Here is a 14451-nt window from a genome sequence, read left to right as displayed (position 1 = left end):
CCTAATCCTCGGCCCTCAGGGGCCACACGCCGTCCACCACCGCGTCCGCGTTCCCCTTCTTGCGCAGGAAGTTCTGGAAGTCCGCCGCCCACTCCGCGTACCACTCGATCTGGCGGCGGTGCAGGTCCGCCGGGCCGAGGGACGCGACCTTCGGGTGGCGGTCGGCTATCGCGCAGGCGAGGCGGGCCGCCGCCTGGGCGTCGGCCGCGGCGTCGTGGGCGGCCTCCAGGACCACGCCGTACTCCGTGCAGACCGCTTCCAGGTTCCGCTTGCCCCTTCGATACCGGTCCACGGAGCGGTCGATCGTGTACGGATCGATCACCGGGCCCGGGTCGATGCCGCCGAGGCGGTCGCGCAGGGACGGCAAGCCGTACCTCCGGAGCTCGGCGGAGAGCAGGCTCAGGTCGAAGACCGCGTTGTACGCCACGACCGGGACGCCCGACTGCCAGTACGAGGTGAGGACGCCGGCGAGCGCGTCCGCGACCTCGTCGGCGGGCCTGCCCTCGGCCGCCACCCGCTCGTCCGTGATGCCGTGCACGGCCACCGCCCCGGCGGGGATCGGGATCCCCGGGTCCGCGAGCCAGGTGCGACGCCCCAGCGTCTCGCCGGCCTTGACCTCGATGACAGCGCCGGTGACGATGCGGGCCTCGCTCGGGTCCGTCCCCGTCGTCTCCAGGTCGAAACCGATCAGCAGCTCCTGGTGCCAGCCCATGGCCGCCCCCTTCTTCGTGGTGCTTTCCCCCAGTGACCACCACGATCCCATGCGCCACTGACAATCCGAGGGCCGCATTCCGCTTTCGCCGGCCAGCAGGGTGCCCCGGAGGTCAGGACACCGGCCGCGAGTCCGCCCAGGCCAGCTCGAACTCCTCGCGGTATGTGGTGAAAAGCCCGCTCTCGCCCGGATCGCCCGACTTCACCACCCGGCTGCCGCCCCGCAGCACCAGGACCGGCACCTCCATCCCGCGGGCCCTGCGCAGGTACGACTGGACGACGGCGATGCCGTCCGCGCCGTCCCCGTCGACCAGGTACGCGGTGAAGCGGGGCGTCTCGTCGAAGACCTGGATCTCGAAGGCGCCCGGGTCCCGCAGCCGCGCCCTGACCCGGCGCATGTGCAGGATGTTCATCTCGACGGAACGGCTCAACTCACCCTTCTTGATGCCCAGTTCACGCTCCCGGCGCTTGACCGAGCTGCTCGCCGGATTGAGGAAGAGCAGCCGCACCCGGCAGCCCGACTCGGCGAGCCTGACCAGCCGGCGCCCGGAGAAGTTCTGCACGAGGAGGTTGAGGCCGATGCCGATCGCGTCGAGGCGGCGGGCACCGCCGAAGATGTCCTCGGCGGGGAACTGCCGCAGGAGCCGCACCCGGTCCCCGTACACCCCCACCACGTCCGCGTACCGGTCGCCGACCAGGTCCTCGACGGCGTCGACGGGCAGACGGCGCGCGGAGGGCGTGTCGGTGCCCGAGCCGAGCATGTCCAGGAGTCTGGCCGAGGCGCGCTCCGCCTGGGCGAGGACCGCCTCGGAGAGGGCACGGTTGCGGGAGACCACGTTCCGGGTGACCTCCAGCTCGTCGAGGGCCAGCTCGACGTCGCGGCGGTCGTCGAAGTACGGCTCGAAGCAGGGCCAGTGCTGCACCATCAGCTCGCGGAGCTGCGGCAGCGTGAGGAAGCTGAGGACGTTGTCGTCGGCCGGGTCGAGCAGGTACCCCTTGCGGCGGCTCACCTCGCGCACGGCGACGGCCCGCTGGACCCACTCCTGCCCGGCGGGGCCCGCCGCGGCGACGACCCAGTCGTCGGCGTGGACGGGTTCGTAGACGGGACGCAGAACAGCGGCCACGACCGCGCGCAGCCGCTGCTCCACCAGATTCAGCCAGATGTAGGCCCGCCCGGCGCGCTGGGCGCGCGTACGGACCTCGCGCCAGGCGTCGGCGTCCCAGTCCAGTTCGGGTCCGATCTGAGACCCCGTCTCCATCGGCCGAGCCAGGGACACCGCTCCAGCGGGTACGTCCGCGGAGCTCCCCTCGTGACCCTCGTCACCAGGGGGCAGCTCCCGACCACCCGAGCTCACCCGCGCACCGCCTTCCGCTCCCGGACACTCCCCCGGTCAACGATCAAGGAAGGGTACTCCGGGAGCGGCAGGAGGTGCAGCCCGATGGGAAGGGTGGTTTCTCAACCACCGACCGGGGGCTGGCCGTTCTGGTTCGCGAGGTCCTGCGGAGTGAGCGGGCTCATAGCGGTGACGTCACGGGCGGCCAGCGAGAAGCCCTGCCAGTGGACCGGCATGGGCTGCTGGTCCTCGTCACGCGCGATGTGGTGGTAGCCGATGTGCACCCAGGAGATCGGGTGGTCCATGGTCTGGCCGTTCACCCACTTGTCGACGCTGTCCGGGGTGCCGTTGGGGCAGCCCGGGTTGTTGCTCGCGTACTGCTCGCACTTCTTGTACTGGGTGAAGTACACGTCGTGCTTGGTGAAGGGCCGTCCGGCGTGCTTGCTGCTGGGGCCCGGGACGAACTCGTACGAGCGCGGGTGGCCGTCCTTGTTCTTGCCGGCCCCGCTGACCACGCGCCACCAGCGCATGTCCTTGCGGTCGCCCGCCATCTCCTTGGTGACCTGCGTGCGGGTGGTCTTCGTGGTGGGGCTGCCGTCGCCGGCCGGCGGGGTGACCTTGGAGTCGTACTGCTCGACCTTGGCCTTCGGGGAGCCGTCCAGGCCGAAGTTGAGCCGCCAGAAGACGTTGTGGGCGTGGCTCTCGGCCTTGGCCTGCTGGCCCTTGCCGATGGGCCAGCCACGGTCGTCGCCGCCGTCGTAGTCGTACGGGGAGAGGCTGCCGGTGGCGCCCACGTTGGACGTGATGGTGCCGTCCGAGGAGAACCGCCACTCGGTTATGTACTCGTACCAGGAGGCCTTGTTCACGGTGTAGACGAGCAGGTCCTTGCCCTGGGCGGAGTAGACCTTGCCGTTGCCGCCGGTGCTCGCGTCGTCGTTGAGGCGGTACGCGTGCCCACGCGCGCGCGTGGTGGTGCACAGGCCCTTCACGTCGCCGCGGCGCGGGACCTTGACGGTCTTGATGGTGCCGCCGGGGCATTCACCGGCGTTGAGGTTCTGCAGGGCCTGGCCGAAGTCGGTGCCCGTGACGTCGTCGTACTCGGCCTGGCCGTCGTCGTAGGGCACGTGCACCTGGGCGAGCCGGGCGCTGGTCAGGACGGGGATCGGCTTGGGCTCGCCCTTCGGCTGGTAGCTGATCTTGTCGAGGATCAGGCCGGAGAGCGAGTTGTAGTGCCAGCACATGCGCCAGGTCGTGCCGCCGTCGACGGTCTGCTCGATCTTGTAGGCGTCGCTGCAGTCGGCCGCGGGGGCGGGCGCCTTGGCGGGAGCCTTGGCCGGGGCCGCCGACGCGGGGGCGGCGACGGTGACGGCGCCGCCGAGGAGCGCGGAGACCGCGAGGGCCATCGTGGCCCCCTTGCGGGCGCGCGAAAGTCTGTTGACGTGCATGGTGGAGTGAACTCCCTCGTACGAGGAGAAGTTGGTGTGTGGTGTCGTGGGCGCGGGCGGCCGGGTCAGCCGAGGCGGCCCACGGTGCGGGTGCTCAGGTCGACGACGAGGGCCCGGGTGTCGATCCACGGACCGTTCTTGACCTTGGTGACGACCTGCAGGCACCGGTGCTTGCCGCACTCGGTGAGGTCGGACGGCACGCGCTTGACGGTCTCCTTGCGGAAGACCATGCCGCTCAGCTGCAGCTGCTGCGGGCCGGTCAGGGCCTTGCCCGTGGCGTGCTTGAAGTCCTTCTTCAGGCCCTTGCCGAGCGGGTCGGCGATCAGCAGCCTGGCGCCCTCGGCGAGCTCTTCCTGGCTGGGCGGCGGCTGGACGTTCTGCGTGGTGACCGTGTCTTCGACCTTGCCGGTCTCCACGTTGACCGTCTTGGTGATGACGGCGTCCTTCTTGTAGTCGTAGTAGACGACTTCGGCGCGGCGCGGCGCGGTGCCGGTGTCCGCCGGGTCCGGCTCGCTCAGGTTGGTGGACAGCAGCTGCGGGCCGCGGTCTCCCTCGACGTCCCGGGCGCTGGAGCGCAGCTGTCCGGAGACCGATGCCTTCTCGGCGCGCTCCATCTCCTCGTCGGTCAGCGGGTCGCTGCCGATGCCCTTCGCGCCCTCCTCGGGCGCGGCCTCCACGACGCCGTCCTTGGCGATGGCGTCCTGCTCCGCCGCTGCCGCGTTGGCCTGGCGGTCCCCCGAGCCGCCCGCCTCCGCACCCGGCATATTGACGCCCACCAGCACGGCGGTGGCGGTCGCCGCGACCGCCGCTCCCGCCACCACCTTCCCGAGGTGGCGTCTGACTATCTCTCGCACTACTCCCCCTACTCCCCTGGCGCCCCATTCGTGGGCATACCGAGTATGTGGTCAGACGGTTAGACGGGTACAACTCCTGGGTGGTTGCCCCACTTTCCGGGCGACTGTGGCCGAAGTGGCCCCCTCTTGCGGGGGCGTGAGTGGAAGAGTCGTATTCATGCAGGTCTGGCCTGGGCAGGCGTATCCCTTAGGTGCCACATATGACGGAGCCGGCACGAATTTCGCGGTCTTCTCCGAGGCCGCAGAGCGCGTGGAGCTGTGCCTTCTGCACGACGACGGCTCGGAGACGGCCGTCGAGCTGCGCGAGTCCGACGCGTTCGTGCGCCACGCGTACCTGCCCGGCGTCATGCCGGGACAGCGCTACGGCTTCCGGGCGCACGGTCCCTACGCGCCGGAGCAGGGGCACCGCTGCAACTCCGCGAAGCTGCTGCTCGATCCTTACGCGCGCGCGGTGAGCGGGCGCGTCGAATGGGGCGAGGAGGTGTACGGCTACCACTTCGACGAACCGGACGAGCGCAACGACCTCGACTCGGCGCCGCACATGATGACGTCGGTCGTGGTGAACCCGTACTTCGACTGGGGCGACGACCGCCCGCCGCGCACCCCGTACCACGAGACGGTGCTCTACGAGGCCCATGTGAAGGGCCTGACGATGCTGCACCCGGACCTTCCGGACGAGCTCAGGGGGTCGTACGCCGCGCTCGGGCACCCGGCGATCGTCGAGCATCTCACCGGTCTCGGCGTCACCGCGCTTGAGCTGATGCCGGTCCACCAGTTCGTGAACGACCACCGTCTGGTGGACATGGGCCTGAACAACTACTGGGGCTACAACACCATCGGCTTCTTCGCCCCGCACAACGCGTACGCCTCGTGGGGCGACCGCGGCGAGCAGGTCCTGGAGTTCAAGCAGGCGGTGAAGGCGCTGCACGAGGCGGGCATCGAGGTGATCCTCGACGTCGTCTACAACCACACGGCCGAGGGCAACCACCTGGGCCCGACGCTCTCCTACAAGGGGCTCGACAACGCCTCGTACTACCGCCTCATGGACGATCCCCGCTACTACATGGACACCACGGGGACCGGCAACTCGCTCCTGATGCGCTCGCCGCACGTGCTGCAAATGATCATGGATTCGCTGCGGCACTGGGTCACGGACATGCACGTGGACGGGTTCCGCTTCGATCTCGCGGCGACGCTTGCACGGCAGTTCCACGAGGTGGACCGGCTCTCGTCCTTCTTCGACCTCGTGCAGCAGGACCCGGTGGTCAGCCAGGTGAAGCTGATCGCCGAGCCCTGGGACGTCGGCGAGGGCGGCTATCAGGTGGGCAACTTCCCGCCGCTGTGGACCGAGTGGAACGGCATGTACCGCGACACGGTGCGCGACCTGTGGCGCGGCGAGCAGCGCACCCTCGCGGAGTTCGCCTCCCGGCTGACCGGCTCGTCGGACCTCTACCAGGACGACGGGCGGCGCCCGCTGGCGTCGATCAACTTCACCACCTGCCACGACGGCTTCACGCTGCACGACCTCGTCTCGTACAACGAGAAGCACAACGAGGACAACGGCGAGGACAACCAGGACGGCGAGAGCCACAACCGCTCCTGGAACTGCGGTGCCGAGGGCGCGACGGACGATCCGGACGTCCTGGCGCTGCGCGCCCGGCAGATGCGGAACTTCACCGCCACCCTGATGCTCTCCCAGGGCGTGCCGATGCTCAGCCACGGCGACGAGTTCGCGCGCACGCAGGGCGGCAACAACAACGCGTACTGCCAGGACAACGAACGGGCGTGGGTGCACTGGCCGGACGGCGAGAACTCGCTGCTCGCCTTCACCCGCACGATGGCGATGCTCCGGCGCGACCACCCGGTCTTCCGCAGGCGCCGGTTCTTCCACGGCCGGCCGGTCCAGGGCACGCACGACGAACTGTCGGACATCGCCTGGTTCACCCCGGAGGGCGAGGAGATGGAGGAACAGGACTGGGAGGCCTCGCACGCCAGGGCGCTGAGCGTGTTCCTGAACGGCAACGCCATCTCGGAGCCGGGGCCGCGCGGTGAGCGGATCTCCGACGACTCGTTCCTGCTGATGTTCAACGCGTCCCCGGAGCCGATCGAGTTCGTGGTGCCGGTCAACCACGGCCGTCAGTGGCAGCTCGTGATCGACACGGCGCACGAGGACGGGGTGCCGCCGGAGCCGGGGCCGAAGGTGCGGGCGGGCGACCGGCTCACGCTGGCCGACCGGAGCCTCACGGTGCTGCAGCGTCCGGCGTGACGGTGGCGCGGGGCCGCTGAGCGGGGACCTCGGGGCGGTGGGGTTCGTGGCGGGCGATCAGGGCGATCACGAACGCCACCGCGGCGGCCGCGCTGCCGAGGGCGAACGCGGCCCCCGCGCCGTGGGACTCCGCGAGCCGCCCGGCCACCGCGAGCGTCACCGCCTGGCCGCCGACGAAGGCGCTCGCCGCGAAGGTCATGCCCTCGGCGAGCCGCTGCGGCGGCACGGCGCGCTCGGTGAGGGCGAAGCCCGTGATGAGGTTCGGGGCGTAGATCGCACCGAAGAAAGTGACCACTACGTAGAGGCCCGCCAGGCGGTCGGTCCACACCAGGGGCAGCGACAGGAGCGCCGCGGCCGCCGTCGCCACGCGCCACCGGGCGGTCAGCCCGAAGCGCTCGGGCAGCGCGGCCATGGAGAGCCCCACCACCGCGCTCATCACGCCCATCGCCGCGTACACGAGCCCGGCCTGCCCCGGCCTGCCCAGCTCCTCGGTGAGCGCGGTGATGCCCGCCCCGCAGGCGCCGAGCAGCACGCCGAGGAAGAGGAGCCCCACCCGCACCACGTACACGGAGCGCGGCAGCGGCGGGCGTTCGCCACGCGCGCGTGGCGGTCCCCCGGCGGCCGCCCTGGGGGTACGTCCCGTGGGGTGCAGCGCGAAGGCCGTGCCGCAGACGGCGACCAGCAGCGCGGCCGCCCCGAAGGCGTACGCAGGGTGGCCCGCCACGGCGGCGAGGCCCACGAAGGCGGGGCCGAGCACGAAGGAGAGCTCGTCCATGGTGCTCTCCAGGGACAGCACGGTGCTCGCAAGACGGTCGTCGCCGCCCTTGGCGCGCACCAGCGGGACGACCCGCGCCCTGGCCAGCGGGCCGATCCCCGGGATCGTCGCGCCCGCCAGGGCGCCCAGGGCGACGAGGCCAGGCGTGGGCAGGTCCGCGAGGGCGCCCAGGGTGTACGCCGCGATCGCCACGGCGTTGACGAGCGAGAGGACGAGCACCACGGTCCGCTGGCCGTGCCGGTCCGCGAGCCGCCCGACGAACGGCCCCAGGGACACCTGGCCGAGCGCGAGCGCACAGGCGATGATCCCGCCGGTGGCCAGCGACCCACTGGTCTCCGTCACCAGCAGCACACTGCCGAACTGGATCATCGCCACGGGGAGCCTGCCGAGGAACGAGACGACGGGGAGCGCCGCCCCCGTCATCCGGAGCACCGTGCGGTACGCGTCCCGTGTGTTCTGAGCCATCGTCCGACGCTAACGACGTCGTAGGGCGGACACGCATGAGTCGATGACACGAAAGCCTCCAGACCGGGTACGTACGTTCGCATGACGCGCATGACACCGGAGCGCCCCGGCTCCGCGGTACCACCGCCGCCCACCGCCACGTACCGGCTCCAGCTGCAGCCGGACTTCCCCTTCGCGGCCGCCGAGGCGGCCGTCCCCCATCTGGCCTCGCTCGGTGTCTCGCATCTGCACCTGTCACCGGTCCTTGAGGCGGTCCCCGGGTCGACGCACGGCTACGACGTGGTGGACCACGCGCGCGTGCGGGACGAGCTGGGCGGCGAGGAGGGGCTGCGGTCCCTGTCCCGCACCGCCCGGCAGTCCGGGCTCGGCCTGGTCGTGGACATCGTGCCGAACCACATGGCGGCGGTCCCGCGGCACAACCACGCGCTGTGGGAGGTGCTGCGCGAGGGCCCGCGGTCGCCGTACGCGCGCTGGTTCGACATCGACTGGGACGCGGGCGGCGGGCGCGTCCTGCTGCCCTTCCTCGGCGGCCGGCTCGGGGACGAGCTCGGGCAGCTGCGGGTCGACGGGGCCGTGCTGCGCTACCACGAACACGCGTTCCCCATCCGGGAGGGCACCGCGGAGCTGCCGCTGCCGGAGCTGCTCGACGCGCAGTGGTACCGCCTGTCCTGGTGGCGGCTCGCCCGCACCGAGCTCAACTACCGGCGCTTCTTCACCATCTCCGATCTCATCGGGGTGCGCGTCGAGGACCCGGACGTGTTCGACGCGACGCACGGGAAGATCCTGGAGCTGCTCCGCGAGGGCGTCGTCGAAGGCCTGCGGATCGACCACCCGGACGGCCTCGCCGACCCGGGAACGTACCTCCAGAGGCTGCACGAGGCGACCGGCGGGCGCTGGACGGTCGTCGAGAAGATCCTCGCCGACGGCGAACATCTGCCCGCCGCCTGGCCGGTGGCCGGCACCACCGGCTACGACGCGCTGCGGCACATCGACGGCGTCCTCACCGACCCGGCGGGCGCCGGCGAACTCCTCGGCCAGTACCGCCGCTTCGCCGCGCCGCCCGCCGACCGGGGCGGCGACTGGGACGCGACCGTGCGCAGAGCCGCGTACAAGGTCGTCACGCGCGAGCTGGCCGCCGAGGTCGACCGGCTCACGCGCGCGGCGGGCACCATCTGCGCGGCCGTCCCCGCGCTGCGCGACCATGCCCCGTGGATGCTGCGCACCGCGCTGCGGGAACTGCTCGTGCGGCTGCCCGTCTACCGGCCGTACGCCTCCGGGGGCGACGCGCCCGAGACGGTGCTCACCGCCCGCGCCGCCGACGAGGCCAGGGCGGCCTTCAGCGTGCCCGAGGAGGCCCGGACGGTCGATGTCGTGCGGGACCTGGCGCTGGGGCGGCTGCGGGCGGCTCCGGAGGTCCTGTCGGCCGTGGAGGAGTTCCGGGCGCGGTTCGCGCAGACCGCGTCGGCGCTGCGCGCCAAGGCCGTCGAGGACACCGCGTTCTACCGGCACGCGCCGCTCCTCTCGGCGGCGGAGGTGGGCGGGGCGCCCGAGCGTCCCGCGGTGCCGGTGGAGGAGTTCCACGCGTACTGCGCGCGCGTGCAGCGCGACTGGCCCTACTCGGGCACCGTCCTGACGACCCACGACACCAAGCGGAGCGCCGACGTCCGGGCCGGTATCTCCGTCCTGACGCAGTGCCCGGGCCGGTGGGCCGACCTCCTGGTCGAGGTCACCGAGCAGACCTCGCGCGTGGGCGGCACGTGCGCCCCCGATCCGCAACTGGCGTGGGCCGCCTGGCAGACGGCGGTCGGCTTCGGCTTCCCCTACGACATGCGGCTGCAGAACGCCCTCCTGAAGCACGTGCGCGAGGCAGGGCTGCACACCAGCTGGACCGAGCCCAACGAGGCGTATGAGAAGGCGGTGGGCGCGTTCGTGGAGGCGGGCCCGTGCGGGCCGCCGCTGTACGCGGTGGCGGCCTTCGCGCGCGAGCTCGGCGACCACGTGCGGGCCAACGTCCTGGGGGCCGCGCTGCTGCACCTGACGATGCCCGGGGTGCCCGACCTCTACCAGGGCACGGAGGGCGAGTACCGCGCCCTGGTCGACCCGGACAACCGGCAGCCCGCCCGCTTCCAGCCGCACGTCCTGGAGCGGCTCGACGCCCAGCGGGAGCCGTGGGACCTCTCGGAGGAGAAGCTGGCCCTCACCGCGACGGCGCTGCGGCTGCGCGGGCGGCGGCCGGAGCTGTTCGGGGGCACGGGCACGTACGAGCCGCTGGCCGCAGAGGGGCCCGGCGCCGCGCACTGCCTGGCGTTCATCCGCTCCGGAGAGGTCGTGGTGGCGGCGACCCGGCTGTCCCTGCGGCTCGCGGACGCGGGCGGCTGGCGGGAGACGGAGCTGGCGCTCCCGGCGGGCCGGTGGGCCGATCTGCTCGCTCCGGAGCGGGAGTTCGAGGGCCACGCGCGCGTGGCGGAGCTCTTCTCCGTGTCGCCGGTGGCGCTCCTGGAGCGGATCGCCGACGCGGGCGTCACCGAGGGCGTCACTGAGGGCGTACGAGCAGAGTCCGCGGGCCGCGCGTCAGCAGCCCCCGGGGATCCGGTCTGAAGCCCGGCGCCCAGCGCAGCCCCGGCAGGGCGTCCAGCAGGGCGTGCAGGCCGTACCCGGCGGTGCGGGCCGCGAGCTCGGCGCCCGGGCAGGCGTGGCGGCCCGCGCCGAACGCGAGGCGCCCCGGGTCCGCGCGGCGGATGTCGTAGCGGTCGGGGTCGGCGAACCGCGCGGGGTCCCGGTTCGCGGCGCCGACCAGGCACGCCACGACGGCCCCCGCGGGCAGCGTGGTGCCGGCCACGACGACCGGGCGGACCGCGCGGCGCAGCACGACGGGGGCGGGCGGGTCGCGGCGCAGGGACTCCGCCCAGGCGGCGGGGATCAGTTCGGGCCGCTCGCGGACCAGGGCAAGCTGTGCGGGGTCGTCGAGGAGGTTGGCGAGGAACGAGGCGAGGGCGAGCGCGGTCGCCTCGCCTCCGCCGCCGAGGAGCGAGCCGACGAGGCCGGCCACGGCTTCGTCCGAGAGGGGCCGCCCGTCGACCTCGGCGGCGCAGAGCACGGAGAGCAGGTCGTCGCCGGGCCGGGACCGCCGCCGCGCCAGGTGGGGGCGGAGCCGGGCGTCCAGTTCGTGGTGGCCGCCGCCGAGGTGGCCGAGGCCGTCACGGCACCACCGCTGGACGCGTGCGGTGTCCTCGTGGGGCAGGCCGAGCGCGGCCACGACCGCGGCGGTCGGCAGCCACCGGCAGAACTCGGTGACCAGGTCCGTCTCCGGGCGGGCGGCGATCCGGCGGGCCAGTACGTGGGCGGTGCGCGAGGCGCCCGCGGCCAGGGCGGCGACGGCGCGGCCCCGCAGCGCCGGTTCGACCAGGGCGCGGTGCGCCCGGTGCGTGGCGCCCTCCATGTGCGCGAGGGTCCGCCCCGGCGGCAGCGCGACGAGCTCGTCCCGCGCGAGGGCCTCGCACACGTCCCCGTACCGGCTCACCAGCCACGCACCGAGAAACTCGTCGCGGGCCAGGGGGTGGCTCTCCCGCAGCACGCGGAACGCCGGGTACGGGTCCCGCGCGAGCACGGGCGACAGGAGACCGGGCGGGGTGGCCGCGGGTATCGGGTCCTCGGGCGGGACGGAGAGGCAGCGCACCGCGGGGCTCCCACCTGTGCGTCGGCGCGGCGAGCGGCCGCGCGGGTGTGTTCAAGACGACCACCGCGCGGCCCGCACCGCAGGCCTCGTACAGCCGTACGGGTGATGCGGTCCGTGACACGCCCTCCGCCCCATGGCGTACTGCGATGGCCTCAGTGGCGCACCCGGCGCCGGTGCGGGCGATGCGGGCGCTCGCGAGGCGGCTGCGCCGGGGCCGAGGGGCCGCTGCTGCGGGCGGTGTGCTGGGCGCTCGCCCTGGTGCCGGGGCTCGCCGACGACTGGCGGCGGCTGCCGCCCGCGGACACCTCCATGGCGTACATAGACAGCGTCGACGCCTTCGGGCGGCGCCGAGCGGTTCAGGGCCCGCTGGGTGCCGCTGGAGCGCCAGGTGGAGCACCAGTCGCTCACGGCGGTCGCGGCCGCGTGGCACGCGCGCGTGAACCGACGCTCAGTTCACCGCGAGGCGGAACGCCATCCGGCCGAAGCTCACGGAGTCGCCGTCCCGGACGATGGCCGCCCCGGTCACCCTGCGTCCGTTCACCGAAGTGCCGTTGGTCGAGCCGAGGTCGCGCAGCACCCACATGCCGCCCTGCCACCGCAGCTCGGCGTGGACCCGGGAGACCGTGTCGTGGCTGAGCCGCAGGCCGTTGGCCGGGTCGCGGCCGATCCGCAGCGGGTGGTGGCTGTCGGGTGACGGAAGCAGCAGCTTCGGCAGGCGCTCGGCCTCCCAGGCCCTGCGCAGCTTCATCGTGAACCCGGAGACGGCTTCCACACCGCCGAGCACCATGCGCGACCAGCGGCCCTCGGTCCGCAGGTCGTCGGTGAGCGCCGCCAGTTCGTCGGGCCTGCGGGCGGCGAGCACGAGCTCCATGCGGCGCAGGAACGTGTCGTGCGAGAGCCTGCCGACGGCCGCGCCCTCCTTGAGTGCGTCCAGCGCCCGGTCGCGCTCGGCGTCCGTCACCCGCGCGGGGGCCGCCGGGAACGTGGAGAACTCGAAAGAGGATGTCACCAGGCAATTGTCGGGTACGCGCGCCCCGGGTGTCCAGAACGGGTGGACCGGCGGCCGATCGACCGCTTCCTCCCACGGGACGACGGCTTCTGACGCACCATGGGACCCACGGTGTGACGGACAGCGGACGAGGGAGAACCGTCGGTGAGGTTCGAAGTGTGGGCGCCGGAGGCCGAGCGGGTCGTGCTGGAGTGTGCGGGCACCACGTGCGCGATGGAGCGCGACGCGGACCGCGGGGGGTGGTGGACGGCGGAGGCGGCGGCCGATGACGGCACGCGGTACGGCTTCTCGGTCGACGGGGGGCCGGTCCTGCCCGACCCGCGCTCGCGGCGCCAGCCGGACGGGCCGGACGGCCTCAGCGCCGTCGTCGACCACGACCGGTACGCGTGGCGCACGCCATGGGCGGGGCGCGGCGTGCGGGAAGCGGTCCTGTACGAGCTGCACGTGGGCACGTACACGCGCAAGGGCACGCTGGACGCGGCGGCCGGCCGGCTCGGACATCTGGCGGAACTCGGCGTCACGCATGTGGAGCTGATGCCGCTGTGCCCCTTCCCCGGGCGGCACGGCTGGGGGTACGAGGGGGTGTCGCTGTGGGCGGTGCACGAACCGTACGGCGGCCCGGAGGCACTGAAGCGGTTCGTCGACGCGGCGCACGCGCAGGGTCTCGGCGTCGTCCTCGACGTCGTCCACAACCACCTCGGCCCGGCCGGCAATTACCTGCCCGCGTTCGGGCCCTACTTCACGGAGACGCACCAGACACCGTGGGGCGCCGCGGTCAACCTGGACGCGCCCGGCTCGGACGAGGTGCGCGCGTATCTGATCGGCAGCGCCCTCGCCTGGCTGCGCGACTACCGGCTCGACGGCCTGCGGCTCGACGCCGTGCACGCGCTGCGGGACACGCGCGCGTGCCACTTCCTGGAGGAACTCTCCGCGGCCGTCGACTCCCTGGCCGCGGAGCTCGGCAGGCCGCTGTCCCTGATCGCCGAGTCGGACCTGGGCGACCCGCGGCTCGTCACCCCGCGCGCGAGCGGCGGCCTCGGCCTGCACGCACAGTGGAACGACGACTTCCACCACGCGCTGCACACCGCGCTCACCGGTGAGTCGCAGGGCTACTACGAAGACTTCGCGCGGGCCCCGCTGGCCGCGCTCGGCAAGACGCTGACGCGCGGGTTCTTCCACGACGGCACGTACTCGACGTTCCGTGGCCGCGCCCACGGCCGACCCGTGGACCGCGCGCGGACGCCCGCGTACCGCTTCCTGGCGTATGCGCAGACCCACGACCAGATCGGCAACCGCGCGCAAGGCGACCGTCTCTCGGCCGCTCTCTCCCCCGGCCTGCTCGCCTGCGCGGCCGCGATCACCCTGACGAGCCCGTTCACACCGATGCTGTTCATGGGCGAGGAGTGGGGTGCCACGACGCCCTGGCAGTTCTTCACCGACCACACGGACCCCGAGCTCGCCGAGGCCGTGCGCCGGGGCAGGCGCAGGGAGTTCGCGGCGCACGGCTGGGCCGAGGAGGACATTCCGGATCCGCAGGACCACGGGACGCGCGACCGGTCGTGTCTGGACTGGTCGGAGCCCGCGCGGGGCCACCACGCCCGGCTGCTCGCCTGGCACCGCGAGCTGATCGCCCTGCGGCGCTCCCGGGGCGACCTGACCGACCCCGACCTGGCGGCGGTGCGGGTCGCGCACGACGAGGGGGCCCGCTGGTTCGCGTTCCGGCGCGGCGACCTGCGGATCGCCGTGAACCTCGGCAAGGAGCCCGTCGTCGTACCCCTGGACGGGCGCCACGCGCGCGTGGTCGCCGCGTGGGAGCCGGTCGAGGCGCCGGGACCGGACGGGGTGGTGCGGCTGCCGGCCGAGTCGTGCGTGATCCTGGCCACCGCGTGACGCGCCGCGCGGCCCCCGGCGTGCGG

Annotated in this window: 10 protein-coding genes and 1 pseudogene; 4 read left to right on the top strand and 7 right to left on the bottom strand. The window is 73.0% G+C overall.

Annotation, left to right across the window (positions count from 1 at the left end):
* Position 1 precedes the first annotated feature (1 nt).
* The 4 genes from AB0H82_RS32180 to AB0H82_RS32165 form a co-directional block, all read right to left on the bottom strand.
* Positions 2-712 carry a 3'-5' exonuclease gene (locus AB0H82_RS32180; protein WP_362999039.1) on the bottom strand — a complete coding sequence of 237 codons (711 nt, stop codon included), beginning with the start codon at positions 710-712 and terminating at the stop codon, positions 2-4.
* A 112-nt stretch (positions 713-824) separates the two neighbouring features.
* Positions 825-2066 carry an SAV2148 family HEPN domain-containing protein gene (locus AB0H82_RS32175; RefSeq protein ID WP_362999038.1) on the bottom strand — a complete coding sequence of 414 codons (1242 nt, stop codon included), beginning with the start codon at positions 2064-2066 and terminating at the stop codon, positions 825-827.
* A 101-nt stretch (positions 2067-2167) separates the two neighbouring features.
* The gene (locus AB0H82_RS32170; RefSeq protein WP_362999037.1) at positions 2168-3490 is read right to left on the bottom strand and encodes a copper amine oxidase; all 1323 of its coding nucleotides are present in this window, start codon (positions 3488-3490) and stop codon (positions 2168-2170) included.
* A 65-nt stretch (positions 3491-3555) separates the two neighbouring features.
* On the bottom strand, positions 3556-4344 hold the full coding sequence (locus AB0H82_RS32165) for a Tat pathway signal sequence domain protein (RefSeq protein WP_362999036.1): 789 nt from the start codon (positions 4342-4344) through the stop codon (positions 3556-3558).
* Between the two features lie 157 nt (positions 4345-4501).
* On the opposite strand from AB0H82_RS32165, the gene glgX reads away from it, so the two are divergent.
* The gene (glgX, locus tag AB0H82_RS32160; protein ID WP_362999035.1) at positions 4502-6610 is read left to right on the top strand and encodes a glycogen debranching protein GlgX; all 2109 of its coding nucleotides are present in this window, start codon (positions 4502-4504) and stop codon (positions 6608-6610) included.
* Here the strand turns inward: glgX and AB0H82_RS32155 are convergent.
* Positions 6585-7850, bottom strand: a complete 1266-nt coding sequence (locus AB0H82_RS32155; RefSeq protein ID WP_362999034.1) for an MFS transporter — start codon at positions 7848-7850, stop codon at positions 6585-6587. The two genes, glgX and AB0H82_RS32155, sit on opposite strands and share 26 nt — an antisense overlap.
* Positions 7851-7940: 90 nt before the next feature.
* Here AB0H82_RS32155 and treY point away from each other — a divergent pair, with 90 nt between their 5' ends.
* Positions 7941-10448: a malto-oligosyltrehalose synthase gene (gene treY, locus AB0H82_RS32150; RefSeq protein WP_362999070.1), complete on the top strand. Its 2508-nt coding sequence runs from the start codon at positions 7941-7943 to the stop codon at positions 10446-10448.
* On the opposite strand, the gene AB0H82_RS32145 is transcribed toward treY, so the two are convergent.
* A complete protein-coding gene (locus tag AB0H82_RS32145) occupies positions 10384-11526 on the bottom strand; it encodes a cytochrome P450 (protein WP_362999033.1) in 1143 nt (380 codons plus the stop codon). The genes treY and AB0H82_RS32145 overlap by 65 nt on opposite strands.
* A 161-nt stretch (positions 11527-11687) precedes the next feature.
* Between AB0H82_RS32145 and AB0H82_RS32140 the strand changes: the two are divergent.
* Positions 11688-11962: pseudogene (locus AB0H82_RS32140) on the top strand (3-hydroxyacyl-CoA dehydrogenase); the annotation flags it as partial.
* A gap of 12 nt (positions 11963-11974) precedes the next feature.
* On the opposite strand, the gene AB0H82_RS32135 reads toward AB0H82_RS32140, so the two are convergent.
* Positions 11975-12535: a DUF1707 and FHA domain-containing protein gene (locus AB0H82_RS32135; RefSeq protein ID WP_362999032.1), complete on the bottom strand. Its 561-nt coding sequence runs from the start codon at positions 12533-12535 to the stop codon at positions 11975-11977.
* Positions 12536-12679: 144 nt separating this feature from the next.
* Between AB0H82_RS32135 and treZ the strand changes: the two genes are divergently transcribed.
* Entirely contained in the window at positions 12680-14425 is a 1746-nt protein-coding gene (treZ, locus tag AB0H82_RS32130; RefSeq protein WP_362999031.1) for a malto-oligosyltrehalose trehalohydrolase, read from the top strand.
* The last annotated feature ends 26 nt before the right edge of the window (positions 14426-14451 follow it).

Origin of the sequence: Streptomyces sp. NPDC050732, from assembly GCF_040654255.1 — a bacterium.
Taxonomy (GTDB): domain Bacteria; phylum Actinomycetota; class Actinomycetes; order Streptomycetales; family Streptomycetaceae; genus Streptomyces.
The sequence above is the reverse complement of the archived record's forward strand: the minus strand, read 5'-3'. Positions and strand labels throughout refer to the sequence as shown.

Excerpts from the sequence above, each read along its gene's own strand:
- AB0H82_RS32155 (WP_362999034.1), bottom strand. The coding sequence starts at position 7,850 with ATGGCTCAGAACACACGGGACGCGTACCGCACGGTGCTCCGGATGACG.
- treY (WP_362999070.1), top strand. The coding sequence starts at position 7,941 with ATGACACCGGAGCGCCCCGGCTCCGCGGTACCACCGCCGCCCACCGCC.
- AB0H82_RS32170 (WP_362999037.1), bottom strand. The coding sequence starts at position 3,490 with ATGCACGTCAACAGACTTTCGCGCGCCCGCAAGGGGGCCACGATGGCC.
- AB0H82_RS32180 (WP_362999039.1), bottom strand. The coding sequence starts at position 712 with ATGGGCTGGCACCAGGAGCTGCTGATCGGTTTCGACCTGGAGACGACG.
- glgX (WP_362999035.1), top strand. The coding sequence starts at position 4,502 with ATGCAGGTCTGGCCTGGGCAGGCGTATCCCTTAGGTGCCACATATGAC.